The organism is Pseudocolwellia agarivorans (assembly GCF_002000085.1).
Lineage (GTDB): Bacteria > Pseudomonadota > Gammaproteobacteria > Enterobacterales > Alteromonadaceae > Pseudocolwellia > Pseudocolwellia agarivorans.
This window is the reverse complement of the sequence record NZ_MUZU01000002.1, coordinates 33416-59773: the sequence shown is the minus strand read 5'-3', so window position 1 is coordinate 59773 and position 26358 is coordinate 33416. Positions and strand designations below refer to the sequence as shown.

At 36.8% G+C, this 26358-nt stretch carries 20 protein-coding genes; 15 read left to right on the top strand and 5 right to left on the bottom strand.

Annotated features, from left to right (window positions below; translation table 11 throughout):
- Positions 1-14: 14 nt before the first annotated feature.
- From B0X80_RS03360 to B0X80_RS03350, 3 genes are all read left to right on the top strand, one after another.
- Positions 15-1067, top strand: coding sequence for a peptidase M42 (locus B0X80_RS03360; RefSeq protein WP_077338413.1), 1053 nt, complete (start codon positions 15-17; stop codon positions 1065-1067).
- A gap of 157 nt (positions 1068-1224) precedes the next feature.
- The gene (paeA, locus tag B0X80_RS03355; RefSeq protein ID WP_245825381.1) at positions 1225-2505 is read left to right on the top strand and encodes a polyamine export protein PaeA; all 1281 of its coding nucleotides are present in this window, start codon (positions 1225-1227) and stop codon (positions 2503-2505) included.
- Positions 2506-2560: 55 nt separating this feature from the next.
- On the top strand, positions 2561-4816 hold the full coding sequence (locus tag B0X80_RS03350; protein WP_077338411.1) for an arginine/lysine/ornithine decarboxylase: 2256 nt from the start codon (positions 2561-2563) through the stop codon (positions 4814-4816).
- Positions 4817-4884: 68 nt separating this feature from the next.
- Here B0X80_RS03350 and B0X80_RS03345 read toward each other — a convergent pair whose 3' ends face one another.
- A complete protein-coding gene (locus tag B0X80_RS03345) occupies positions 4885-5556 on the bottom strand; it encodes an alpha/beta hydrolase (protein ID WP_077338410.1) in 672 nt (223 codons plus the stop codon).
- Between the two features lie 308 nt (positions 5557-5864).
- On the opposite strand from B0X80_RS03345, the gene pnp reads away from it, so the two are divergent.
- The 3 genes from pnp (at position 5865) to B0X80_RS03330 (ending at position 10519) form a co-directional block, all read left to right on the top strand.
- On the top strand, positions 5865-7985 hold the full coding sequence (pnp, locus tag B0X80_RS03340) for a polyribonucleotide nucleotidyltransferase (RefSeq protein WP_077338409.1): 2121 nt from the start codon (positions 5865-5867) through the stop codon (positions 7983-7985).
- A 95-nt stretch (positions 7986-8080) separates the two neighbouring features.
- Positions 8081-8989: a lipoprotein NlpI gene (nlpI, locus tag B0X80_RS03335; RefSeq protein ID WP_245825380.1), complete on the top strand. Its 909-nt coding sequence runs from the start codon at positions 8081-8083 to the stop codon at positions 8987-8989.
- Positions 8990-9076: 87 nt separating this feature from the next.
- Entirely contained in the window at positions 9077-10519 is a 1443-nt protein-coding gene (locus tag B0X80_RS03330; RefSeq protein WP_139345286.1) for a hypothetical protein, read from the top strand.
- A 34-nt stretch (positions 10520-10553) separates the two neighbouring features.
- Here B0X80_RS03330 and B0X80_RS03325 read toward each other — a convergent pair whose 3' ends face one another.
- Positions 10554-10733, bottom strand: coding sequence for a hypothetical protein (locus tag B0X80_RS03325; protein ID WP_077338407.1), 180 nt, complete (start codon positions 10731-10733; stop codon positions 10554-10556).
- A 160-nt stretch (positions 10734-10893) separates the two neighbouring features.
- On the opposite strand from B0X80_RS03325, the gene B0X80_RS03320 reads away from it, so the two are divergent.
- On the top strand, positions 10894-12573 hold the full coding sequence (locus B0X80_RS03320) for a SufS family cysteine desulfurase (RefSeq protein ID WP_077338406.1): 1680 nt from the start codon (positions 10894-10896) through the stop codon (positions 12571-12573).
- A 2-nt stretch (positions 12574-12575) separates the two neighbouring features.
- On the opposite strand, the gene tcdA is transcribed toward B0X80_RS03320, so the two are convergent.
- Positions 12576-13367 carry a tRNA cyclic N6-threonylcarbamoyladenosine(37) synthase TcdA gene (gene tcdA, locus B0X80_RS03315; protein ID WP_077338405.1) on the bottom strand — a complete coding sequence of 264 codons (792 nt, stop codon included), beginning with the start codon at positions 13365-13367 and terminating at the stop codon, positions 12576-12578.
- Positions 13368-13842: 475 nt separating this feature from the next.
- Positions 13843-15129: a citrate synthase gene (locus B0X80_RS03310; RefSeq protein ID WP_077338404.1), complete on the bottom strand. Its 1287-nt coding sequence runs from the start codon at positions 15127-15129 to the stop codon at positions 13843-13845.
- Positions 15130-15530: 401 nt separating this feature from the next.
- Between B0X80_RS03310 and sdhC the strand changes: the two genes are divergently transcribed.
- The 8 genes from sdhC to sucD all read left to right on the top strand — a co-directional run bounded on the left by sdhC (position 15531) and on the right by sucD (position 25562).
- On the top strand, positions 15531-15905 hold the full coding sequence (sdhC, locus tag B0X80_RS03305; protein ID WP_076419160.1) for a succinate dehydrogenase, cytochrome b556 subunit: 375 nt from the start codon (positions 15531-15533) through the stop codon (positions 15903-15905).
- Positions 15899-16246 (top strand): succinate dehydrogenase, hydrophobic membrane anchor protein, encoded by a 348-nt coding sequence (gene sdhD / locus B0X80_RS03300; protein ID WP_077338403.1) that lies wholly within the window; start codon positions 15899-15901, stop codon positions 16244-16246. Before sdhC ends, sdhD begins: the two co-directional genes overlap by 7 nt.
- Complete coding sequence (sdhA, locus tag B0X80_RS03295) at positions 16247-18019, top strand: succinate dehydrogenase flavoprotein subunit (RefSeq protein ID WP_077338402.1); 1773 nt, start codon at positions 16247-16249, stop codon at positions 18017-18019.
- Between the two features lie 11 nt (positions 18020-18030).
- Complete coding sequence (locus tag B0X80_RS03290; protein ID WP_077338401.1) at positions 18031-18741, top strand: succinate dehydrogenase iron-sulfur subunit; 711 nt, start codon at positions 18031-18033, stop codon at positions 18739-18741.
- A 253-nt stretch (positions 18742-18994) separates the two neighbouring features.
- Positions 18995-21799 carry a 2-oxoglutarate dehydrogenase E1 component gene (locus B0X80_RS03285; RefSeq protein WP_077338400.1) on the top strand — a complete coding sequence of 935 codons (2805 nt, stop codon included), beginning with the start codon at positions 18995-18997 and terminating at the stop codon, positions 21797-21799.
- Between the two features lie 27 nt (positions 21800-21826).
- On the top strand, positions 21827-23311 hold the full coding sequence (gene odhB, locus B0X80_RS03280; protein ID WP_077338399.1) for a 2-oxoglutarate dehydrogenase complex dihydrolipoyllysine-residue succinyltransferase: 1485 nt from the start codon (positions 21827-21829) through the stop codon (positions 23309-23311).
- Positions 23312-23523: 212 nt separating this feature from the next.
- Positions 23524-24690, top strand: a complete 1167-nt coding sequence (gene sucC / locus B0X80_RS03275) for an ADP-forming succinate--CoA ligase subunit beta (protein WP_076419154.1) — start codon at positions 23524-23526, stop codon at positions 24688-24690.
- Positions 24690-25562 carry a succinate--CoA ligase subunit alpha gene (gene sucD, locus B0X80_RS03270; RefSeq protein WP_077338398.1) on the top strand — a complete coding sequence of 291 codons (873 nt, stop codon included), beginning with the start codon at positions 24690-24692 and terminating at the stop codon, positions 25560-25562. The genes sucC and sucD overlap by 1 nt, the downstream gene beginning before the upstream one ends.
- Before the next feature lie 181 nt (positions 25563-25743).
- Here sucD and B0X80_RS03265 read toward each other — a convergent pair whose 3' ends face one another.
- Positions 25744-26256 (bottom strand): hypothetical protein, encoded by a 513-nt coding sequence (locus B0X80_RS03265; RefSeq protein WP_077338397.1) that lies wholly within the window; start codon positions 26254-26256, stop codon positions 25744-25746.
- Positions 26257-26358: the final 102 nt, after the last annotated feature.

The window sequence follows — 26358 nt, the reverse complement described above, 5'->3', positions numbered from 1 at the left end:
TTGAGTAGATAAAAATGTTTGATGATGATTTTCTAGATTTATTAAAAACCTTAATAAGGAAACCTAGCGTAGTGAGTGCAGAGCATTCATTTTTTCGTATACTCCAACGTGAACTTGAAGAGCGTGGCGCTAAAGTTACATGGTATGAAGGTTTATTAGTTGCGCAAGGGAGTGATCCATTTAGCGCTATGTTTTCTGCTCATAGTGATCGTCATGGCCTTATTTGTACTGGACCTAATGAATTTCAGTATGCAGCATTTGTTTCGGGTAATAGAACTGATTTATTAAATAACTCGGTTTCTGAAGAGTTAATGACCAAAATAACCGAGCGCTTTAATGCCGTTGAAGTTTATGCATACGAACCATGGTCAGGTGTTTATCGTGGTAAAGGTATTATTACTAAATCGTATATTTGTGAATACCGTAATAATTTAATTTTTGAAGTTGATGGGCTTGAAGGCGTTGTAGCAGGAACGCCGATAGCATTTAGAGATAAGTTGATTCTTAAAGACGGTAGATACTCAGGCCAGCTCGATAATGTGATTACCAATGCCGCTTTAGTTGATTTATTTAGTCATGGCTTTAAAGGTACAGCATTTTTTACTGCACAAGAAGAAGCCGGCAAAAGTTGGCGTTACCTACTTGAATGGTTCAGGCGCTTTGGAGGTTCAACCAACAAATTATTTGTTGTTGATACTAGTCCGTTTCCAACCGTTGCGACAGCTGATCAGCAACTATTAGTATTAAGAGAAAGAGACGCGAACGCTAATTTTAATAGTGAAAGTACAAAATATATAGAAGACTTATGTGTGCAAAATAATTTGAGTTTTACTTATAAAAATAGATATGTTGAAAATCAAAATAAGCTTTTAGTAAAGGCTGGAGAAACACCACATTCGTTAGGTAGCACTGAGCTAGGACGGATTATTGCGGCCTCTAATGGCTTAGTTGACGGTACAACAATACAAATACCTACAACGGGTTATCACACCATGGAAGAGTCAGCCTCGCAGGAGTCTGTAGACGCTTTTCTAAAATTATTAAAGCTCGTTGCAAATATTAAATAATATAGATTGCGTTTATTAAAAATTGGTGATTAAATCCGCGAAATTTCAAAGCTCATGTTATTTATACGTTAGTTTTGAATGATTTTTAACATTGCTTTTAGCTAACCGTTTTATGGTGTTAGCTAAATCGTTCTTTATTTTTTGTGGAAGATATAAAGTGAATAATGATTTTTTTTGGATCTTTGTTCTTATTGTTGCCAGTGCTTTTTTTGCTATTGCTGAAATTGCATTAGCAGCAGCTCGTCAACTTAAGCTAAATGTACTGGTTGAAGAAGGTAACGAAAACGCTAAACTAGTCCTTCAACTACAAGCCAAATCAGGCGCCTTTTTTGCTGTTATTCAAATTGCATTAAATGCTATTGCAATATTAGGCGGTATTATTGGTGAAGCTGCCTTTACCCCATTAATTCAAGAGTCTATTTCATACTTTTATCAAGGTAAATATCTTCCACAAATTAGCTTTACTTGCTCATTTTTATTGGTCACCAGTTTATTTATTTTATTTGCTGACTTAATACCAAAACGCATAGGTATGTCACTACCTGAGGCTGTGGCTTTGCGCGTAGTAAAACCTATGATGTTTTTTGTGGTGTTACTAAAGCCTTTTGTACTTTTTTTCAACACAATTTCAGACTCTATTATGCGTTTATGTCGTATTCCTATCGATCGCGTAGAAAACATAACAGCACAAGATATTGTTGCTATTGTTGACGCTGGGGCTGCTAGTGGTTCAATTGCTTCACAAGAATATCAAATGATCGGTAATGTTTTTGAACTTGAAAACAGAAGTTTAATGTCTGTGATGTCTTTACGAGACGATATTGTGTTTTTTGATGTTAATGAATCCACCGCCTCGCTCAGTTCAAAAGTTGTTGAGCACCCACATAATTTTTACTTGGTATGTGATAACGGGCTTGATTCTATTGTAGGCTTAATTGAATCTAAAGCTTTACTTAAACAAGTATTAGCGGGAAATGAAGCTGAAATATTACCAGATATGATCATTAAAAAAGTGATGTATTTACCTGACTCTCTTAGCTTATCAGAAGCATTAGAAGCCTTTAAATATCATGCTGAGTCATTTGCAGTCGTGTTAAATGAATACTCGCTTGTCGTCGGAATAGTTACCTTAAAAGAATTAACATCTGTGGTTGTAGATGGTTTTTCAGGTTCACAAGATGAGCAGCAGATACTTTCACGCGATAGTAGCTCTTGGTTAATTGACGGCGCTACTTCTATTATTGATGTTGCTAAAGCACTTGATATTGAAGGTTTTCCTGAACCTGAAAATTACGAAACCTTAGCCGGTTTTATTATGTATAAATTACGTAGGTTGCCAGCATTAACGGATCATGTGATTTATGCTGAACATCGTTTTGAGGTTATTGATATGGATAACCTTAAAATTACTAAGTTACTTGTCACAAAAGTAGTCTAAATTTATATCTACAAAACTTAAATGTAGATTACATATTATTTTAAGGAATTTATGCATGAAATTTCGTTTTCCCATTGTTGTTATTGATGAAGACTTCAGAGCTGAAAATATATCAGGTTCAAGTATTCGTGATTTAGCTGAATCAATAACCAACGAAGGAATGGAAGTTGTTGGTTTTACAAGTTATGTTGACTTAACCGCTTTTGCTCAACAAGCGAGTCGTGCATCAAGTTTTATTTTGTCAATTGATGACGAAGAATTTGGTGATGGTTCTGAAGCTGCTGTAGATGAGGCAATAGCTTCAATTCGTGCATTTATAACTGCGGTGCGTAAACGAAATGCTGATATTCCTATTTTCTTGTATGGTGAAACGAGAACATCTCAACACATACCAAACGATGTATTGCGTGAATTACACGGTTTTATACATATGTTTGAAGATACGCCTGAATTTGTGGCGCGTCATATTATTCGTGAAGCTAAAAAATATTTAGATTCTTTAGCGCCGCCATTTTTTAGCGCGCTAATGGATTATGCGAGCGACAGTTCTTATTCATGGCATTGCCCAGGGCATTCGGGGGGCGTAGCTTTCTTAAAAAGTCCGGTTGGGCAAATGTTTCATCAATTTTTTGGTGAAAACATGCTGCGCGCGGATGTATGTAATTCGGTTGATGAATTAGGCCAATTATTAGATCACACAGGGCCTGTTGCCGCCAGTGAGCAAAACGCTGCACGCATTTTTAATTCAGACCATTTGTTTTTTGTGACGAATGGCACATCAACATCAAATAAAATTGTTTGGCATTCAACCGTTGCGCCGGGTGATATTGTGGTGGTTGATCGTAACTGCCATAAATCGATTTTACATTCAATTATTATGACAGGGGCTATTCCTATCTTTTTAATGCCTACGCGTAATCATTACGGCATTATTGGACCTATTCCTAAATCTGAATTTAGCCCTGAGTCTATCCAGAAAAAAATTGCTGCTAATCCTTTTGCACGTAATGCAAAAAATAAAAAGCCGCGTATTTTAACGATCACGCAAAGTACTTACGACGGTATTGTTTATAACGTAGAGCAAATTAAAGACATTTTAGGTTCAACAATCGACACATTACACTTTGATGAAGCATGGTTACCACACGCGACATTCCATGACTTTTATAAGAATATGCATGCCATAGGCACAGATCGCCCACGTTCAGAGGATACATTAGTTTTTTCTACACAATCCACCCATAAGTTGCTAGCGGGATTATCGCAAGCGTCACAAATTTTGGTACAAAACGCCAATAACCGTAAGCTTGATACTCATCGATTTAATGAATCTTACCTAATGCATTCTTCAACAAGCCCGCAGTACTCCATTATTGCTTCGTGTGATGTTGCAGCGGCCATGATGGAAGCACCGGGCGGACATGCTTTAGTGGAAGAATCGTTACTTGAAGCCATGGATTTTAGACGCGCAATGCGTAAAGTCGATAAAGATTATGGTGATGACGATTGGTGGTTTAAAGTTTGGGGACCAGACACTATTGCTGATGAAGGTATTGGCGAACAAGATGATTGGATGATCCATGAAGGCGACAGCTGGCATGATTTTGGTGAAATAGAAAGCGGCTTTAATATGCTTGATCCGATTAAAGCCACCATTATCACTCCCGGCTTAAACGTAAAAGGTGACTTTGATGAGTGCGGCATTCCAGCCGCTATTGTAAGTAAATACTTATCAGAGCACGGTATTATTATTGAAAAAACTGGCCTGTACTCTTTCTTTATTATGTTTACGATCGGAATTACTAAAGGTCGCTGGAACTCTATGGTGACTGAATTACAACAATTTAAAGATGATTACGATCAAAACTTACCGTTATGGCGAGTATTGCCTGAATTTGTGAAAAAACATCCGAGATACGAACGTATTGGGTTAAAAGATTTATGTAATAAAATTCACGCAATGTATAAAAAATACGACGTAGCTAAAATTACGAATAATATGTATTTATCAAACATTGAAACGGCCATGACACCGGCAGATGCTTGGGCCAAAATGGCACATCGTGAAATAGAACGTATTTCAATTGATGACATTGAAGGTCGTATTACCGCTATGTTAGTAACACCTTATCCTCCGGGAATTCCTTTAATGGTGCCAGGCGAACGTTTTAACAAAACTATTATTAGCTACTTAAAATTTGCTCGAGATTTTAACAGTGAATTACCGGGCTTTGAAACCGATGTTCACGGCTTAGTTAAAGAAACCGTTAACGGTGTTGAAGGCTATTATATCGACGTTGTTAAAGGGTAAGGGGTTAAAGAGTATACTTGAGTAACACCAGCGGTTTATGGCTGGTGTTATAGAAATTAAATTAAGTATTAATTTAATTGTTTTTTAATCCATTGAGCTATGTCTTGTATTTGCTCTGGCAACACACTGTGGGGCATATTGTACGATTTCCACTCCACATTGTAGTTTTGTTCAAGTAATAATTTATTCGCCATCTTACCTGCAGACATTAAAACCACTTCATCTTGTTCGCCATGATTTTGCAGTATGTTCGTTTTACTATTGGCTTCATGAAGACCGTCAGGCAATTTATCGGCATTAGGTAAGTAGCACGAAAGTGCCATAATTCCGGCTAATTTCTTATGATAGCGCAAACCAGTAAATAAACTTACAACACCGCCTTGGCTAAAACCAGCAAGTATAATTTTTTCAGATGGAATACCTGAATTTATTTGTTCATCAATAAGCGCATGAAGTGAAGCTTCAGACTCTAAAACACCTTCCATATCTGCTCTGTTATGTAAATCCATTGATTTAATGTCATACCAAGCTTTCATTACATAGCCTTGGTTAATGGTCACAGCTCTATCTGGAGCATGAGGGAAAATAAAACGAATAGTATGATCTGAAGGTAAATTTAGCGTTGGAACAATAGGGGCAAAACCTGCACCTGAGTCGCCTAAACCATGTAACCAAATAACACAAGATTGTGCGTTAACTTTAGGTTCGACCGTAATTCTTTCTAATGAAGCTGTTGTCATATAATTAAACTTTTTACTGAAAAAGAATTAAATTATATCAACTGAAGTGAAGAAAGAATAATGCAAAAAAATTACTATAAAAAAATATACCGTAAGTAATACACTTTCTTTGTGGAAATCGTGTGGTTAGTTAGTATAATGTGCGTGCGAATTTTTGTGGTTCAGCAAATTTTCCTGAAAAATTATTATATTATCCAAACTGTATAATTTTTTGTTCAACTTAATTTAAAAAGAAAGTTCGCTTTCTTTGTAAGTGAATAAATAATTGTACAGATTGGAAATAATCCGAAAAAATAAGGAATGAACATATGTTCAATACTGTTACAAAAACATTTCAATACGGTCAACATACCGTAACTCTAGAAACGGGCGCAATCGCTCGTCAAGCAACAGCTGCTGTAATGGCAAGCATGGACGATACTTGTGTATTAGTGTCTGTTGTTGCTAAAAAAGATGCTAAAGAAGGGCAAGATTTTTTCCCTTTAACAGTTAACTACCAAGAAAAAACATACGCAGCAGGTAAAATCCCTGGTGGTTTCTTCAAACGTGAAGGTCGTCCTTCAGAAGAAGAAACATTAATTTGTCGTCTAATTGACCGTCCAATTCGTCCTTTATTCCCAGAAGGGTTTACTAACGAAGTTCAAGTTATTATTACTGTTGTTTCAGCTAACCCTGAAATTGCACCAGACATTATCTCATTATTAGGTACTTCTGCAGCGTTAGCTATTTCAGGTACTCCTTTTAATGGTCCAGTTGGTGCGGCTCGCGTTGGTTATACTGACGGTAAATATATTCTTAACCCATTACAGTCTGAATTAGAAACAAGTCAATTAGACTTAGTTGTTGCTGGTACTGAAGCTGCTGTACTTATGGTTGAATCAGAAGCTGACGTTTTATCTGAAGATGTAATGCTTGGCGCTGTAATGTACGGCCATGAGCAATCACAAACGGCTATTAATGCTATTAAAGAATTTGCTGCTGAAGTAAATACGCCTTCTTGGAACTGGGTTGCTCCAGTTAAAAACGAAGCATTAACAGCTAAAATTGCTGAGCTTGCTACAGCACAAGTTGATGAAGCTTACCAAATTACTGAAAAAGCTGTGCGTTATGAAAAAGTTGCTGAAATCAGAAATGCTGTAATTGCACAGTTAGAAGCTGAAGATGCAGAGCTTAACGTTCAAGAAGCTAAAGATTTATTCCACGACTTAGAAAAAACAGTTGTTCGTGGTCGTATCACTCAAGGTCATCCTCGTATTGATGGTCGTGATCCTGAAATGATCCGTGCTCTAGATGTTATGACAGGTGTATTACCAAGAACGCATGGTTCTGCTGTATTTACACGTGGTGAAACTCAAGCATTAGTAACAGCTACTTTAGGTACTGCACGTGACGCACAACGTGTTGAAACTATTTTAGGTGAGAAAACTGACAACTTCATGTTGCATTACAACTTCCCTCCTTACTCAGTAGGTGAAACGGGTTTTGTTGGTTCTCCAAAGCGTCGTGAAATTGGTCATGGCCGTTTAGCTAAGCGCGGTATGTTAGCTGTAATGCCTACAATGGAAGAATTCCCGTATGCAGTACGTGTTGTTTCTGAAATTACTGAATCGAATGGTTCATCTTCAATGGCTTCTGTTTGTGGTACTTCATTAGCACTTATGGATGCTGGCGTACCAATTAAAGATTCTGTAGCGGGTATTGCTATGGGTCTAGTTAAAGAAGGTGACAGCCACGTTGTTCTTTCTGATATCTTAGGTGATGAAGATCATTTAGGCGACATGGACTTTAAAGTAGCGGGTACTAAAAACGGTATCACAGCGCTTCAAATGGACATTAAAATTGAAGGTATTACTCAAGATATTATGCAAACTGCGCTTAATCAAGCGAAGGGCGCACGTATTCATATCTTAAGTGTAATGGACGATGCAATTAATGGTGCTCGTGAAGAAATTTCACAATTTGCTCCACGTATTCATAAATTAAAAATCAATACTGATAAAATCCGTGATGTTATTGGTAAAGGTGGCGCAACTATTCGTCAACTTACTGAAGAAACGGGTACAACTATCGAGATTGAAGATGATGGTACAGTTAAAATTGCTGCAACTTCAAGCGAGCAAGCTGAAGATGCAATTAACCGTATTAAAGCATTAACGGCTGAAATCGAAGTAGGTACTATTTACCAAGGTAAGGTTGTACGTATTGTTGATTTCGGTGCATTTGTAAATGTATTACCAGGTAAAGATGGTTTAGTTCACATTTCACAAATTTCTGAAGAACGTGTTAATGCGGTAAGTGACGTATTGAAAGAAGGCCAAGAAGTTACTGTTAAAGTACTTGAGGTTGACCGTCAAGGCCGTGTTCGTTTAAGTATGAAAGAAGCAGCTGAAAAACCAGCTGCAACTGAAGCACCAGCCGAAGCAGAATAATTATTTGTAAGAATTAATGAGCAAATAAGAAAAAAGGGAGCCTATTGGCTCCCTTTTTTATATACTGTGAGCAATTGTTTTATAGGAAGAATGTTGTGCTATTAAAAAGTAAATTGTTAGTTATTAGTATAGTGTTGTGTGTGCAAGGTTGTGCAGCAATCAATAGCAATAAAAGTGAAAGTAATGGAATAGGTCAATTAGTGATTGCTGAGCCTGTTGCTGTTAATTACAAAAGTGAAATTGCAATTTTACGCTTGAGTGACATTATACTTAGAGCAGAAATTACTGATGAACAGCGTGCCCAGTTATTTTATGACCGTGGTGTTATTTACGATAGTGTAGGGCTTCGCTCTCTTGCTCGATTAGACTTTAATCGTGCACTGAAGCTAAAACCTAATTTAGTTGATGCCTATAACTTTATTGGTATTCAATTTACTCAGCTACAAGAATTTAACCAAGCTTATGATGCGTTTGATTCTGCCTTAGATTTAAACCCTGAACATGAATATGCATACTTAAATAGAGGGATTGCCCTTTATTACGGTGGTAGACCTAATTTAGCACGCAGCGATTTTCAAGTATTTCATCATGGCCGTGCTGATGATCCATATCGTTTATTATGGTTATACTTAGCTGAATATCAAATAAACGCTTCACAAGCCAAAGCTGATCTTGCTGAACGTTCAACACAAGTTGCAGATAACATTTGGGCAAAAAATATTATTAATCTTTATTTAGGCGAAGAAACACAATCTGAGTTTATTCAAAATTTAACACTGAATATAAATACCAATAAAGAGCTAAGTGATAGACTTTGTGAAGCTTATTTTTATCTAGGTAAGTATAATCAATTGTTAGGTAAAGAAGATGTGGCTTCTAACTTTTTTAAATTAGCGTTAAGCACTAACGTGTTTGAGTTTGTTGAACATCGCTACGCTAAGTTAGAATTAGATCTTATGCGTAGTGAACAATTAGAGATTGATACCACTACTGAGCCTGAATAAATTTTAAATAAAGTGAAATCTTTTTCAATTACTCTAAAAATATTAATAGTGAGCCTGATGGTAAGTATACCGTCAGGCTCATTTTTTTTGCCTCAATATATAACAAGTAGAATAGCGTTAAACGATATTAGCGAAGCTGAGGTGTCTTATGGTATTAAAAAAGGAATAAGAAACGCAGTTCAATATCGCTTTTTGATGGTAGAAGAACAATCGAATGAATGGTTTTATTTAGCTAAAATTTTAGCTCAAGAAGATAAAAATATAGCGCTTGATTTGGCAATTATTTATCATCTTGAAAATGATGTAACCCAAGCAATATATTGGTACGAACAGGCCATTTTTCTCAAACATGAAAAAGCGTTAGTAGAGTTGATCGACCTTTATATAGATGAAGGGGATTTACTTAAAGCCAAGGCACTATTACTAACACAGAAGAATAATAGTGATGCTTTAGATAAATTGATTGATGTAACTATTACTTTAGGTGATCTAAAACTTTTAGATGAACTACTCCCTCTAATAGAGTCACCACAGCAAAACACATTGATTAACGATATTCGACAATATCAAATATCTAAAAGCAACCGTTTAAATTTAATTAATCATCAAGCTGACACTACATATCAATGCCGTAATAGTATTCAACTATTTGCCACTAACTTAGCTAACTTACATAAGTTAGATGCGCTTATTAACACTGTACAGCAGCATCCTATAAGTCGTTACTTTTGTTTTAATCGTCCTCGTTATATATCAATTGAGCAGCTTAATTGTAGCTACGATACAGACAAGGCTATTCAATGTAGGGAAACGGCATGGAGCCAATTACATCCAGAAGTGAATACTCGTTACTTAGGGCTTATGCTCAATAAAGGTGGAGCGAATGTTAACAATGGCATTTTGTATTTAGATGCACTTGACGATGAAAACGTATTTATTCATGAGCTTTCTCATCTATTAGGATTTGTTGATGAGTACCCATTGTCTAGTCATCATAAAATTTGCCAAAAACCGCAAATAAGTATTTTTTCACACAATATTTCTATACTTAAACCTTATTATGAAGGAAGTAGGGAAGAGGTTTTAACCTTACTAGCAAAGCAAATTCCATGGTTTGATTTGATTGATAAAACAACCCCATTAATGCAACGAGTCGGCAATAAATGGAAAATTGGTACGCCAAAAAGTTATCTATTTAATCATTCGCAAGAAATAGGTTTATTTGAAGCTGAAACTTGCCAAAATAATAGTACACAAGCGTTCAAACCGACTCGAATTAAAAACAGTTTACGTTATTATGAAGAGCCTTTTATTGAATTGTACTTACATTTATTAAATAACAATGCTGATAAATACTCAATGCCTAGTTACCACTATAATGTGGCTAAATCATTATTTAAAATGAATAAAGAGGCGTTAGGTTTAGAGTGGTTAAATAAAGCTTTAAGGCGAGAAATAAGTACAACAGACCGTATTGAAAATAAAAATAAAGTAACGCGATACAATAAAATTAAATTAGGAGAGTATTAGTTCAACGAATACTCTCCTTTGAATAAGTGTTGTGTTAAGAATAGCTTTGTTGAAATGCTGAAAAAGTTGCTTTTGAGTGACGTGTATTTGTTTTTTGTGTAACTTGAGTTTTAACTACAGTGTTATCTGTTTGCTTTGCTTCAGGATGAGATTGAATATCGTCATCATCTTGAAAATATTGAGAGCTTTTGTCATACCAAGAATACAGTTTCATAACATTGCCTATTAGTCGTGATTGTTTTAAATATACTGTATATCCCCTTTACCAATTAATATGCTGAAACCTGCATCTTGAATGATAATGAGTATAAATCTGAGGCAATTATCAGTTATAATTATTTCAATATTATTATGTAAATAAGTTATTTTATTTAATGCAGTCTTTTAACGTTGAAAAATTTCGTACACAGTTTCCTTTATTAAAAAATAAGTTAAATCATTCAGAACTTATTTACTTTGATAATGCTGCAACCACACAAAAACCTCAGTGTGTTATTGATAAATACCAAGAGTATTATCGGCAATATAATGCGAATGTTCATCGTGCATCTCATCAACTTAGTGCTGTATCAACATCTGCTTTTGAAAGTGCAAGAGCGTCTGTTCAGCAATTTATAAATGCTCGTTATCTTGAAGAAATCATATGGACGAAAGGCACGACAGAAAGCATTAACCTATTAGCGAATAGCTTAGGGGAGTTAGTTATTAATCCCGGTGACGAAATTATTCTTTCTCAAAGTGAACATCACGCAAATATAGTACCGTGGCAAATGATAGCTGAAAAAAAATCAGCTATCATAAAGGTTGTACCTTTAACTAAAACCGGAGTTATTGATACAAAAGCACTTAAATCACTCATTTCACCTAAAACCAAAGTAGTCAGTTTTGCTCATATTTCTAATGTAATAGGCAAAATAAATCCCATATACGACATTCTCGACCTTTGTAAAAAGAATGACATCATTTCTATTGTTGATGGCGCACAAGCTATTGCTCACGAGGTGGTTGATGTACAAGCTTTAGATTGTGACTTTTATGTATTTTCAGCCCATAAAATGTACGGACCAACAGGCGTTGGGGTGTTGTATGGGAAACGAGCACTTTTCGAACAAATGCCTCCATATCAAGGTGGCGGAGAAATGATATCAAGCGTTAGCTTCTCTAAAACCACTTACAACATACTACCTTTCAAGTTTGAAGCGGGTACACCTAATATCGCCGGGGTTGTTGCGTTTGCAACAGCGATTAATTTCATATTAACAACCGATATGAAGGCTATCATTGAATATGAAAATAGTTTACTCAATTACTGTTACAGAAAACTACAGGCAATCAATTCAGTATCATTTATAACGGATGAGGCCCCAAGTATTCCACTTTTTTCATTTACGGTAGCTAATCACCATAATCATGATGTAGCCAGCTTTTTAGATGCTAATAATATAGCGGTTAGATCGGGTCATCATTGTGCTATGCCTTTGATGGAATACTTACAATATGAGGGGTGTATTCGTGTAGCTCTTACTGCGTATAATACTTTTGAGGAGGTTGATCAGTTTATTAATACCCTTAAAAAGTTGATCAATGCTTCAGAGCAAGAAAAAATAGCAGGCGTTGATAATAGTTATGTCATTTACGGTAATGACATAACTAGTGTTATGGATAGCCAGACAATTATCAATAAGTTTTCAAGGCTAAAAGGGTGGGATAGCAGGCATCGTGAAATCATGTTACTAGGTAAAGTACATCAACGTTTACCTAAAGAACAATTAACCGATGCACATTTAGTTCAAGGCTGTGAAAGCAAGGCTTGGTTAACTTATACCGTAGAGCAGGGCGTATATCAATTTTACGCGGATAGTGATGCGAAAATCATACGCGGTTTGTTAACTATCATTTTAGCTGCTTACAATAATCAAACAGCAGAAAATATTTTGGCATTTGATGTTGATAAATACTTTGATGGACTAGGGTTAATTCAACATCTAAGTCCATCGAGAGCGAATGGACTTATTGCGATTGTTGATAAAATAAAAAGTACTGTCAGTAGTTAGCTTTACTTTTTAGATGATTTTTTACGGATTAATTTTTGGATAGCTCTACTTACCGCAAAAAATGCAAATGTTGCGGTAACGTGAGTTGTGGAACCAAATCCACCACTACAATCTAATTTCATTGCTCCGTTGGCTTCGGGCTTTTGATGACAGACGTTCCCTTCGTTATCTGGGTATACTAGCTGTTCGGTAGAAAATACCGCATCTATTGAAAATTTTCGTTTCACATTTCTTGAAAAATTATGCTCTCTGCGTAACTGATTTCTTACTTTAGCTAATAGAGGGTCTTGATAGGTTTGGCTTAAATCACAAATTTGTATTTGAGTTGGGTCTATCTGACCACCAGCACCACCAATAGTAATAATAGGTAACTTATTACGTTTACAATGAGCTATAAGTTTAGTTTTAACGTTTACAGAATCTATTGCATCAATAACGTAATCAAAAGCAGGTAGTAATAGATCAAATAAATTATCAGGTGTAACAAAGTCTTCTATTAAATGTATTTTGCAATCAGGGTTGATTGCTTTAATTCTATCGCTCATTACTTCTACTTTACTTAAACCAACAGTATGGGTTAAAGCATGTATTTGGCGGTTTACATTAGTTACACAAATATCATCTAAATCAATAAGTGTTATTTCCCCTACGCCGTTACGTGCTAATGCTTCAGCAGCCCAAGATCCTACTCCACCAATACCAATAACACAGAAATGTGAACCTTGAATAATTTGAGAGCCGTTCTTGCCATATAGGCGGTTAATTCCACCAAATCTAAGTTGATAATCAGACATACATTGATAACTAAAATGAAAAGAGAATAATTATACCAGCCTACAAATAATAAAAGCAGTGATGTGAAGAAAAAGCAGATAATTTTAAAATTATGCATTTTAAAACGTATTTTAAATGATAACTGTTATTTTTTTTAATTATATAAAAAGTTAAAGATATAAATAAAAGATATAGTTGTTTTTTCTATAGGGAGTTAATGAATACAGTAGCTTAAGGTGCTTATTTTTAATCGATTTATAAATTAATTTAAAAAATAAAATTTATCAGTTTAATTTAGAGGAAGATAATCGTAATTTTGCTATTTTTTTTAAGAAAATGTATTTACTTTGTGAATAGTAAACATTAAACCTATAAATATAAAAAAGAGTTAAAACTCTAAAATTTATTTATCAAAATTATAAATTTGAATAGATATTCTTAAATTTAGGACATAAAAAAGGCAGCTTATGCTGCCTTTTAAATTAAAAAATAAAATTATTTACCTTTTAATGGGACAAATTCTCTATCGATTTCGCCTGTGTATAATTGACGAGGACGACCTATTTTTTGACCCGGTTGAGATAACATTTCTTCCCAGTGAGCAATCCAACCAACAGTACGAGACATTGCAAAAATTACAGTGAACATACTTGAAGGAATTCCTAATGCTTTCAATATAATACCTGAGTAAAAATCAACATTTGGGTAAAGTTTTTTCTCAATAAAATAAGGGTCTTCTAAAGCCACTTTTTCTAATGCCATAGCAACATCTAAAAGTGGATCTTGAATACCTAATTCTTGTAATACTTCATGACATGTTTCACGCATTACAGTAGCACGAGGGTCAAAGTTTTTGTAAACACGATGTCCAAAGCCCATTAAGCGGAATGGATCAGCTTTATCTTTAGCTTTAGCAACAAACTCATCTACGCGTGATACATCGCCGATTTTTTCAAGCATAGTTAAACATGCTTCGTTTGCACCACCATGTGCAGGACCCCATAAAGAAGCAACACCAGCAGCAATACATGCATAAGGGTTAGCGCCTGAAGAGCCTGCTAAACGTACTGTTGACGTAGAAGCATTTTGTTCATGGTCAGCATGAAGTGTAAATATACGATCCATCGCTTTAGCCGCAACAGGATTAACATTGTATTCTTCCGCAGGTACTGAAAACATCATGTGTAAGAAGTTTTCTGCATACGATAATTCGTTACGTGGATATACAAAAGGTTGACCCATATTGTATTTATATGCCATTGCCGCAATCGTTGGCATTTTAGCAATTAAACGGTGTGCACAACGCATACGTTGTTCAGGATCAGTAATATCCAAATCATCATGATAGAAAGATGAAAGGGCGCCTACAACTCCACAAAGCATAGCCATTGGGTGAGCATCAGGTAAAAAGCCATGGAAGAATTGTACTAATTTTTCGTGTACTAATGTGTGGTTAGTGATCACATTGACGAAATCATCATATTCGCTTTTAGAAGGTGCTACACCGTTTAACAATATATAACAAACTTCAAGGTAATCAGCATCTTTAGCAAGATTAGCAATAGGATAACCGCGGTGTTGTAATACGCCTTTACCGCCATCGATAAAAGTAATTGATGATTCACAAGAGGCGGTGGCTAAAAAGCCAGGATCGTAGGTAAAATAACCACTAGCGCCCAAAGTTCGGATGTCTATTACGTCGTTTCCTGCACTACCTTTAAGAATCGGTAATTCAGCAACTTCTTTGCCGTTAATACTTAGAGAGGCCTTTGATTCAGCCATATGTTCATCCCCTATTAAATTCGTTATCTGAAAAAACTAAGATTTAGTCAGTTTTGGTGAATATAAAACTGACCGTATTCTACTTCATAACACCCCTACTAAGTCAATTCAATTGTGAGTAGGTAAAATTGAAGTTGCTCATATAATGTTCAAAACAATCATTCTGTTTAAAATTTAGTCACAAGCCTTTAAAATAGCAAGGAAATGCTAAATGAAGAAAATTGTAATTAATTATTATCGTCTATATAATCAAACAGCTCTTAATTAGTGTTCGGTAATTACAGGCTTTTTAGCTAAATTATAAAACATTGACTAAGATCGACGGGGGGTCATGTTATTACAATTATTAGCGTGGCAAAGAAAACAAGTTGAAAGCTCTAAGAGCTCCTTAGGCAACAATCGTGAAAAAACAACGTCCTGTAAACCTAGATCTGACTACAATTAAAATGCATCCTGCTGCGAATGCTTCTATATTACACCGTATATCGGGTGTCATTATGGTTTTTGCTATTGGCATATTATTGTGGACACTTTCTCTATCATTATCTTCTGCGGAAGATTTTTCTCAACTTCAAGCTCTACTTGATGGTTTTATCTTCAAGTTTATTCTTTTAGGTATTCTATCTGCTTTGATTTATCACCTTTTAGGTGGTATTCGTCATTTGTTAATGGACTTAGGCCATTTTGAAGAATTAGCATCAGGTAATATGACTGCTAAATTAATTATGGTTTTATGGCTTGTATTAACAGTTGTAGTAGGAGTTTGGTTATGGTAAATAATGCAGCAACAGTAGGCCGTAGCGGCGTACACGATTTTATATTATTAAGAGCGAGCGCAATTGTTCTTGCTTTATATACATTCTTTTTAGCTGGTTTCTTTCTTATTACCCCTGAAGTAACGTATAACGTTTGGCATGATTTATTTTCATGTATAAGCGTGAAAATATTTACGTTATTAGCAATTCTTGCATTAGTTGTTCACGCTTGGATTGGCGTATGGCAGGTATTATCTGACTACGTTAAACCCGCTTTTCTTCGTGGATCACTACAATTTATTTTTTCAATCACGTTGCTTGTTTATCTTGCTGCGGGTTTCATCATAGTATGGGGTGTATAAATGAGCGTTCCAGTTCGTGAATTTGACGCCATAGTAATTGGCGCAGGCGGTGCGGGTATGCGCGCTGCATTAGCAATTTCAGAGTCGGGTAAATCTTGTGCTCTAATCTCTAAAGTTTTTCCTACACGTTCTCATACGGTTTCAGCGCAAGGTGGTATCACTGTTGCGTTAGGTAATGCGCATGAAGATCACTGGGAACAACATATGTACGATACGGTTAAAGGTTCTGATTATATCGGTGACCAAGACGCTATCGAATATATGTGTAAAACAGGACCAGAATCCATTATTGAATTAGAGAACATGGGCTTACCATTTTCTCGTACTGAAGAGGGCAAAATTTATCAACGTCCTTTCGGTGGTCAATCTAAAAACTTTGGTGGTGAACAAGCAGCTCGTACAGCCGCTGCAGCAGACCGTACAGGTCACGCGTTACTTCATTGTTTATACCAACAAAATGTTAAAAACAAAACTAACGTATACTCAGAATGGTATGCATTAGATCTTGTTAAAAATGCTGATGGTGCGGTTGTTGGTACAACAGCTATTTGTATCGAAACAGGCGAAGTTGTTTATTTTAAAGCGCGTGCTACTGTTTTAGCAACAGGTGGTGCAGGTCGTATATACGCTTCTACAACTAACGCTCACATCAATACGGGTGATGGTGTTGGTATGTCACTTCGTGCTGGCATTCAAATGCAAGACATGGAAATGTGGCAATTCCACCCAACAGGTATTGCAGGCGCAGGTACATTGGTAACTGAAGGTTGTCGTGGAGAAGGTGGTTATCTTCTAAACAAAGATGGTGAACGCTTCATGGAACGTTATGCACCAAATGCTAAAGATTTAGCAGGTCGTGATGTTGTTGCTCGTTCAATGATGACAGAAATCCGTGAAGGTCGTGGTTGTGACCATCCTACATATGGTTTACACATTAAGTTGAAGCTTGATCACTTAGGTCGCGAAACGTTAGAAAAACGCTTACCAGGTGTTTGTGATTTATCTAAGACATTTGCTCATGTTGATCCAGCAGAAGAGCCTATTCCTGTAATACCTACATGTCATTATCAAATGGGTGGTGTTCCATGTAACCTAAATGGGCAAGCTATTCATTTTGATCCTGCTACAGGTAAAGAAACTATTGTTGAAGGTTTATTTGCAGTAGGTGAAATTGCAAACGTATCAGTACATGGAGCTAACCGCTTAGGTGGTAATTCATTACTTGATTTAGTTGTATTTGGCCGTGCTGCAGGTAACTTCTTAGGTACTTACTTAAACGGTACACAATCAGCTAAAGAAGCATCAGAATCTGATTTAGAAGCGTCATTAGCACGTACCAACCGTTGGGAATCATCTACTAGCGGTGAAGATCCTGTTCAAATTCGTAAAGACTTACAGCAATGTATGCAACTTAACTTCTCGGTATTCCGTGAAGGTGAAGCTATGGCTGAAGGTATGAAAGAATTAACAGAAATTCGTGAACGTTTAAAAACAGCTCATTTAAGTGATAAGTCTTCTGACTTTAATACTCAACGTATTGAATGTTTAGAATTAGATAACTTAATGGAAACAGCATTCTGTACAGCAAAAGCGGCTAACTTTAGAACAGAATCTCGTGGTGCTCATGCTCGTCAAGATTTCACTGAACGTGATGATGAAAACTGGTTATGCCATTCAATTTACACTCCTGACACAGAAGACATGTCAAAACGTGATGTAAACATGAAACCAGTTCACCGCGAAGCTTTCCCACCTAAAGCTCGTGTTTACTAAGGAATAATTTGATGAAACAAATATTTTCGATTTACCGTTATAACCCCGATGTAGACAACGCTCCATACATGAAGGATTATGAACTAGAAATCCCTGACGGTTCAGACATGATGGTACTTGACGCATTAATTATGCTTAAAGAGAAAGATCCAACGTTATCTTTCCGTCGTTCATGTCGTGAAGGTGTATGTGGTAGTGATGGTTTAAACATGAATGGTAAAAATGGTTTAGCGTGTATAACACCTTTATCTGATATACCTGCTGCTAAAATTGTTTTAAGACCATTACCCGGTCTACCAGTAGTACGTGATTTAATTATCGATATGACTCAATTTTATAATCAATATGAAAAAGTTAAGCCATACCTAATTAATGATGGAAAAAATGCTCCATCAAGAGAACATCTACAAACTATTGAAGAACGTGAACATTTAGATGGGCTATACGAATGTATTTTATGTGCGTGTTGTTCAACTTCTTGTCCATCATTTTGGTGGAATCCAGATAAGTTCATCGGACCAGCAGGCTTATTGCATGCTTATCGATTTTTAATTGATAGCCGTGATACTGCTACTGAAGAACGTTTAGATGGTTTACAAGATGCATACAGTGTATTCCGTTGTCATGGGATCATGAACTGTGTTGATGTATGTCCAAAAGGGTTAAACCCAACTAAAGCGATAGGGCATATCAAATCTATGCTTCTTTCGAGAGCGGTTTAATCCATTTATAAATTTAATTTATTTATAAATTTAATTCATTTCCTAAATGGCAGGGTATTATTGTAATATTCTGCTATTGTAAATGAAAAGTTTACGATTGGTGTAACGGCTTAACATTTGTTATTTCGTTTAAAAGCACAAAGGGATAAGTAAAATTAACTTATTTTATTTATCCCATCGCGTTGATAAGCGTAGTTAAAGTTAAAAAGTTACGATGTGTTTTATTGCTTTTATCCCAGTAAAGGAACAGGCAATGCCCGAAGGTGCAATGAAGGCTTGGATAGAGTCTTCCCATTTAAGTGGCGCTAACGCTGCTTATATAGAAGAATTATACGAATCTTATCTGGATAACTCTCAGTCTGTCTCAGCAGAATGGCGAGAAGTTTTCCAACAACTTCCGAAAGTTGAAGGTTCAGATGTTGAATACAGACATTCTGAAATTCGCGATGAGTTTAAAGCTTTAGCTAAACAACCCAGTAAAACGGTCGTTGTTTCAAGTGGTGGTGACGCCAAACAAGTTAAAGTTTTACAGCTTATCAATGCGTTCCGTTTTCGTGGTCATCAAAATGCAAACCTCGATCCATTAGGTTTATGGCAGCGTGATAAAGTGCGAGATTTACAATTATCTCACCACGACCTATCAGAAAACGACTTTGACAAAGATTACAATGTTGGATCATTTGCAATCGGTCAAGATTCAATGAAGCTAGGCGATTTATATAAAGCCCTTAAAACGACTTATTGTGGTTCTATTGGTGCTGAGTATATGCATATCACGTCAACAGACGAAAAACGTTGGTTACAAAATCGTTTAGAGTCGGTTCAGTCTAAACCTGTATTATCGGTTGCCGAAAAAGAAGAAATTCTTAAAGGTTTGATTGCAGCAGATGGCCTAGAAAAGTACTTAGGTGCTAAATTCCCAGGAGCTAAACGCTTCTCATTAGAAGGTGGCGATTCCTTAGTTCCTATGCTTAAAGAACTTATTACGCGTGCAGGTACTGCAGGTGCTAAAGAAGTTGTTATAGGTATGGCACACAGAGGGCGCTTAAACGTTCTTGTCAATGTGATGGGTAAAAACCCCTCTAAATTATTTGATGAGTTTGGCGGCAAGCATGATGAAATTTTATCTTCTGGTGACGTTAAATATCACCAAGGTTATTCATCTGACTTTGTTACCCCTTCAGGTAATGTTCATTTAGCATTAGCATTTAACCCTTCACACCTTGAAATTGTAAATCCTGTAGTTATTGGCAGCGTACGTGCACGTTTAGATCGCCGTAACTGTAGCCAAGGTGATTTAGTCTTACCGATTACAATTCATGGTGACTCAGCTATTGCTGGTCAGGGTGTTGTACAAGAAACCTTTAATATGTCGCAAGCGCGTGCATTTAAAGTGGGTGGTACTATTCGTATTGTTGTGAACAACCAAGTAGGTTTTACAACATCAAACCCTCAAGATACACGTAGTGGTGAATACTGTACTGAAATAGCTAAAATGGTTTCAGCACCTATTCTTCATGTTAACGGTGACGATCCTGAAGCAGTAATCCTAGCAACACAAATTGCATTAGATTATCGTAACGAATTTAAACGTGACGTAGTGATTGACTTAGTTTGTTACCGTCGTCATGGGCACAATGAAGCTGATGAGCCTAGTGCAACTCAACCGTTAATGTACAAAAAAGTTAAAAAACATCCTACGCCACGTCAATTATATGCAGATAAACTTGCCGCTGAAGCTACTGTTTCAAAAGCAAAGTCTGATGAAATGACAGCCTACTACCGTAGACTATTAGATGAAGGTCAGTGTACTGTAGAACAATGGCGCCCAATGACAGAGCATTCTGTAGATTGGACTCCATATTTAGGTCACGAATGGGATGACGATTACGAAAAAGAAATATCCATTGATAAGTTAAAAGAACTTGCCGGAAAAATTTCAACATTCCCAGCTGAGCATAAAGTACACGGTCGTGTTCAAAAAATATATGATGACCGCGTTAAAATGGCTTCAGGTGAAAAATTACTTGATTGGGGGATGGCTGAAAATTTAGCTTATGCATCTATTGTTGATTCTGGTCAGCGAGTTCGTTTGACAGGACAAGATTCAGGTCGTGGTACGTTCTTCCATCGTCATGCGGTATTACATAATCAAGAAGATCAAAGCCAATACTTACCATTACAGAACATTAGAGAAGGACAAGGTCCTTTTGATGTTCACGATTCGGTATTATCTGAAGTTTCAGTATTAGCTTTCGAATATGGCTATACAACAGCTGAACCTGCTGGTTTAACTATTTGGGAAGCACAATTTGGTGATTTTGCTAACTGTGCACAAGTAGTATTTGACCAATTTATTAGTTCAGGTGAACAAAAGTGGGGGCGCTTATGCGGTCTAACAATGTTGTTACCTCATGGTTATGAAGGTCAAGGACCTGAACATTCATCAGCACGTTTAGAACGTTTCTTACAGTTGTGTGCTGATCATAATATGCAAGTTTGTGTACCATCTACACCTGCTCAAGTATTTAACATGCTTCGTCGTCAAGTTGTTCGCCCTATGCGTCGTCCACTTGTTGTTATGTCACCCAAATCATTATTACGTCATCCATTAGCTGTTTCTTCATTAGAAGAACTTTCTACCGGTGTATTCCATAACGTAATAGGTGAAGTTGATGAAATAGAACCGAAAGATGTTAAAAGAGTCGTATTTTGTAGTGGTAAAGTTTATTACGAATTATTAGAGCTACGTCGTAAAAACGAACAAACTAATGTGGCTATTGTGCGTGTAGAGCAGCTTTATCCTTTCCCTGAGAAAGACCTTAAAGCTGAAATTGCAAAATATGAAAATGCTAAAGACTTTGTTTGGTGTCAAGAAGAGCCACAAAACCAAGGTGCTTGGTATTGTTCTCAGCATCACTTTAGAGCGGTAATACCTGAAGGTACTAATTTGATATATGCCGGCCGTAAGGCTTCTGCAGCACCAGCTGTAGGTTATATGTCAGTTCATGTTAAAGAGCAACAAGCGCTAGTCCATGACGCGCTAAATGTTGAATAGACTAGTTTTTGTTAAGGAATAAAATAAATGACAACCGAAATTAAGGTTCCCGTTTTACCTGAATCAGTTGCAGATGCAACAGTAGCTACTTGGCATGTACAAGTAGGTGATAAAGTTTCACGTGATCAAGTATTAGTAGATATAGAAACAGATAAAGTTGTACTTGAAGTACAAGCATTATCTGACGGTGTAATTACATCAATATCAGAAGCTGAAGGCTCAACAGTATTAGGCTCACAAGTTATTGGTATTTTGTCTGAAGGTGAAGCATCTGAAAGTGCTTCAGCTCCAGCAGAAAGTGCACCAGCTGCATCTTCTGCTTCAACAGGCGATACCGTAAATGTGATTGATATTGTCGTACCTGTATTACCTGAGTCGGTAGCAGACGCAACTGTAGCTGGTTGGCATGTAGCCGAAGGCGATGCTGTTACTGTTGACCAAAACTTAGTTGATATCGAAACTGATAAAGTTGTATTAGAAGTTGTAGCACAAGACAATGGTGTAATTGGTAAAATTATTCATGCTGAAGGTGATACGGTATTAGGTAACCAAAAAATTGGTGAACTAAATGCCGGAGCTTCTGCAAGTGCCGCTCCTGCAGCATCATCAGAAGAAGCTATCAGTAATGATGAATTAGCTAGCCCATCAGTACGTCGTTTAATGACTGAAAAAGGTCTTACAGCAGCAGACGTTGTTGGTTCTGGTAAAGGTGGACGTATTTCTAAAGAAGACGTTGAAGCAGCCGCTAACAAGCCTGCCGCAGCCCCAGTAGCCCCTAAAACCGCAGCTCCGGTAGCACAAGACTTAGGTGAACGTACTCAAAAACGTGTACCTATGACACGTCTGCGTAAAACTATTGCAACTCGTTTACTTGAAGCTAAAAATTCAACGGCAATGTTAACAACGTTTAACGAAGTTAACATGAAGCCAATTATGGATTTACGTAAGCAATATAAAGACTTATTTGAAAAAGCTCATGACACGCGTTTAGGCTTTATGTCTTTCTACGTAAAAGCAGTAAATGAAGCATTAAAACGTTACCCTGCAGTTAATGCATCAATTGACGGCGATGACATCGTTTATCACAACTATTTTGATATTAGTATTGCTGTATCGACTCCGCGTGGTTTAGTAACACCGGTATTACGCGATGCAGATCAATTAAGCATGGCAGGTATCGAAAATGCTATTCGTGACTTGGCTATTAAAGGTCGTGATGGCAAATTAACCATGGCAGAAATGCAAGGTGGTAACTTTACCATCACTAACGGTGGCGTATTTGGTTCACTTATTTCAACACCTATTTTAAACTTACCGCAAGCGGCGATTTTAGGAATGCACAAAATCCAAGACCGCCCAATGGCTGTTGATGGTAAAGTTGAAATACTACCAATGATGTACTTAGCATTATCGTACGATCATCGTTTAATTGATGGTAAAGAATCCGTTGGATTCTTAGTAACAATTAAAGAATTACTAGAAGATCCAGCTAGACTTCTTCTAGATGTTTAATACAAAGTTTTGTATATAAATGTACGTTTATAATAAAGATTTATAACTAGTATTTATATCGATTATAACTCTTACAAATAGCTCTTTAGACTACCGTCTTTAGAGCTTTTGTACTATAATCAGACCGATTTTTCACTGGCAGCGGTGCATGTTTTTTATGAGAGAAGATATGGAACGGTTGTCATCATTTACAGATAAATGGAAAAAACACCATGAATTTGCATGAGTATCAAGCGAAACAATTGTTCGCTGAATATGGTTTACCAGTTTCTGAAGGTTTCGCTTGCGATACCGCTCAAGAAGCTGCCGAAGCTGCTGATAAAATTGGCGGCGATATGTGGGTTGTTAAAACTCAGGTTCACGCTGGTGGACGTGGTAAAGCTGGCGGTGTAAAGCTAGTTAAAACCAAGCAAGAAATTAAAGACTTTGCTCAAAACTGGTTAGGTAAAAACTTAGTTACATACCAAACAGATGAGAAAGGCCAACCGGTAGCAAAAATTTTAGTAGAAAGCTGTACTGATATTGCTAACGAATTATACCTAGGTGCTGTTGTTGACCGTGCAAGTCGTAAAGTTGTATTCATGGCTTCTACCGAAGGTGGTGTTGACATTGAAAAGATTGCTGAAGAAACACCTGAGTTAATTCACCAAGCTGAAATTGATCCACTTGTAGGTGCTCAACCGTACCAAGCACGTGAATTAGGTTTTAAATTAGGTTTAAACCCTACACAAATGAAGCAATTTGTTAAGATCTTCTTAGGTCTTGCTAAAATGTTTGAAGATTTTGATTTCGCATTATTAGAAATCAACCCGTTAGTTATTACTGACGAAGGTAACCTTCACTGTTTAGATGGTAAAATTGGTATTGATGGTAACGCTTTATACCGTCAACCTAAAATGCGCGACTTCCACGATCCATCTCAAGAAGATGAGCGTGAAGCACATGCAGCTAAATTTGAATTAAATTACGTAGCATTAGATGGTAACGTAGGTTGTATGGTTAACGGTGCCGGCCTAGCAATGGGTACAATGGATATCGTTAATTTACACGGTGGCAAGCCAGCTAACTTCCTCGATGTTGGTGGCGGGGCGACTAAAGAACGTGTTTCTGAAGCATTCAAAATCATCCTTTCTGACGATAACGTTAAAGCTGTTTTAGTTAACATCTTTGGTGGTATTGTTCGTTGTGACATGATCGCTGAAGGTATTATTGGCGCGGTTAAAGAAGTAGGCGTTAAAGTACCAGTAGTTGTACGTTTAGAAGGTACTAATGCTGAATTAGGTCGTGAAGTTCTTAAAAATTCTGGCTTAGATATCATTGCTGCTGAGTCATTAACTGATGCAGCGACTAAAGTTGTAGCAGCTGCGGAGGGCAAATAATGTCTGTCTTAATTAACAAAGATACTAAAGTAATCTGTCAAGGTTTCACTGGTGGTCAAGGTACATTCCACTCAGAACAAGCACTTGAGTACGGTACACAAATGGTTGGTGGTGTAAGCCCTGGTAAAGGCGGTCAAACGCATTTAGGCCTTCCAGTATTTAACACAGTACGTGATGCAGTAGAAGCAACTGGCGCAACAGCTACAGTTATCTATGTTCCTGCTCCTTTCTGTAAAGATGCAATTTTAGAAGCTATTGATGCAGGCATCGAGCTTATCGTTACTATCACTGAAGGTATTCCAACTTTAGATATGGTTGACGTTAAAGCTAAGCTTGATCAGTCTGGCGTTCGTATGATTGGACCTAACTGTCCAGGTGTTATCACTCCAGGCGAAACTAAAATTGGTATCATGCCTGGTCATATCCATAAGCCAGGTAAAGTAGGTATTGTATCTCGTTCAGGTACATTAACTTATGAAGCAGTTAAGCAAACAACTGATGCTGGTTTCGGCCAATCTACTTGTGTAGGTATCGGTGGTGATCCAATTCCAGGTACTAACTTCATCGACGTTTTAGAAATGTTCCAAAACGATCCTCAAACTGAAGCAATCGTAATGATTGGTGAAATTGGTGGAACAGCAGAAGAAGAAGCTGCAGAATACATCAAAGCTAACGTTACTAAGCCTGTTGTATCTTACATTGCTGGTGTTACTGCACCAGAAGGTAAGCGTATGGGTCACGCTGGCGCGATTATCGCTGGTGGTAAAGGTACAGCTGATGAAAAATTTGCAGCATTGGAAGCGGCTGGTGTTAAAACTGTTCGTTCTTTAGCAGAAATCGGTTCAGCACTTAAAGAGAAAACAGGTTGGTAAGCTAAGGCTGCTAATGTGTAATTTTGTCGTTCTTTGGTATTACTGCTAGAGCGACATTAATACACCCTGTATGTAAAAACCCGCTTTATCTAATAGATAAAGCGGGTTTTTTGTTAAAGCTTCAGGCTATACACCTTTAAAAAATAGGCTAGAACTGATCAATTAATTATTGGGATTGGTATTAAACTTCGTCCTCAGGTTTATCTGTTTGCTTTGCTACTTTTTGTAGCTCAATACTTTCTTCAATGATTTCTTCTTTCATTTTTTCTAGCATTTCAATCGCCTTTTCTTTTTCTTCAGGGCTCATATCTTCGTTATTGGCTATTTCTTCTATCATAGCGTTTATTTCATCAAGCTTTTTACGATCAACGCCTGTACGTTGATCTAATATTTTTTGCATAACATCAGAAAAGTTCGTACTTCTTTCTTGTACTTCAGCAGCTCCTGACTCAGCTTTACTTTGTGCTAATAGCGAGCGTGCTGTTTCAGGTTTTATATAGGTAGGGGCGGCTTCTTCAGTATTAGTATTATCGCCATTCATTAATGCTAAAGCTTGTTTTGATAGAGTCACCGTGTCTTGCTGACCTTTTATCGCTTCTACTGGTTGTACAACTGAACCGAAATCAACCTTGCTAGCGCCACTTGCACGAGCCTTTTCCACCATGCTGGTATAATCTATATTAGTTATCATCATAATGAGTATCCTTGAATTTTTTAATCCTTTACATGCATGATGATTATTTAGCAGAGTATGTGCCAATATTTGTATTTATTCTAACTCCTTTAAATTAGGTGT

Excerpts from the sequence above, each read along its gene's own strand:
- B0X80_RS03310 (WP_077338404.1), bottom strand. The coding sequence starts at position 15,129 with ATGGCTGAATCAAAGGCCTCTCTAAGTATTAACGGCAAAGAAGTTGCT.
- sdhA (WP_077338402.1), top strand. The coding sequence starts at position 16,247 with ATGAGCGTTCCAGTTCGTGAATTTGACGCCATAGTAATTGGCGCAGGC.
- B0X80_RS03265 (WP_077338397.1), bottom strand. The coding sequence starts at position 26,256 with ATGATGATAACTAATATAGATTATACCAGCATGGTGGAAAAGGCTCGT.
- tcdA (WP_077338405.1), bottom strand. The coding sequence starts at position 13,367 with ATGTCTGATTATCAACTTAGATTTGGTGGAATTAACCGCCTATATGGC.
- sucD (WP_077338398.1), top strand. The coding sequence starts at position 24,690 with ATGTCTGTCTTAATTAACAAAGATACTAAAGTAATCTGTCAAGGTTTC.
- sdhD (WP_077338403.1), top strand. The coding sequence starts at position 15,899 with ATGGTAAATAATGCAGCAACAGTAGGCCGTAGCGGCGTACACGATTTT.
- pnp (WP_077338409.1), top strand. The coding sequence starts at position 5,865 with ATGTTCAATACTGTTACAAAAACATTTCAATACGGTCAACATACCGTA.
- B0X80_RS03285 (WP_077338400.1), top strand. The coding sequence starts at position 18,995 with ATGCCCGAAGGTGCAATGAAGGCTTGGATAGAGTCTTCCCATTTAAGT.
- B0X80_RS03320 (WP_077338406.1), top strand. The coding sequence starts at position 10,894 with ATGCAGTCTTTTAACGTTGAAAAATTTCGTACACAGTTTCCTTTATTA.
- B0X80_RS03345 (WP_077338410.1), bottom strand. The coding sequence starts at position 5,556 with ATGACAACAGCTTCATTAGAAAGAATTACGGTCGAACCTAAAGTTAAC.
- B0X80_RS03350 (WP_077338411.1), top strand. The coding sequence starts at position 2,561 with ATGAAATTTCGTTTTCCCATTGTTGTTATTGATGAAGACTTCAGAGCT.
- sucC (WP_076419154.1), top strand. The coding sequence starts at position 23,524 with ATGAATTTGCATGAGTATCAAGCGAAACAATTGTTCGCTGAATATGGT.
- B0X80_RS03360 (WP_077338413.1), top strand. The coding sequence starts at position 15 with ATGTTTGATGATGATTTTCTAGATTTATTAAAAACCTTAATAAGGAAA.
- B0X80_RS03325 (WP_077338407.1), bottom strand. The coding sequence starts at position 10,733 with ATGAAACTGTATTCTTGGTATGACAAAAGCTCTCAATATTTTCAAGAT.
- B0X80_RS03290 (WP_077338401.1), top strand. The coding sequence starts at position 18,031 with ATGAAACAAATATTTTCGATTTACCGTTATAACCCCGATGTAGACAAC.
- odhB (WP_077338399.1), top strand. The coding sequence starts at position 21,827 with ATGACAACCGAAATTAAGGTTCCCGTTTTACCTGAATCAGTTGCAGAT.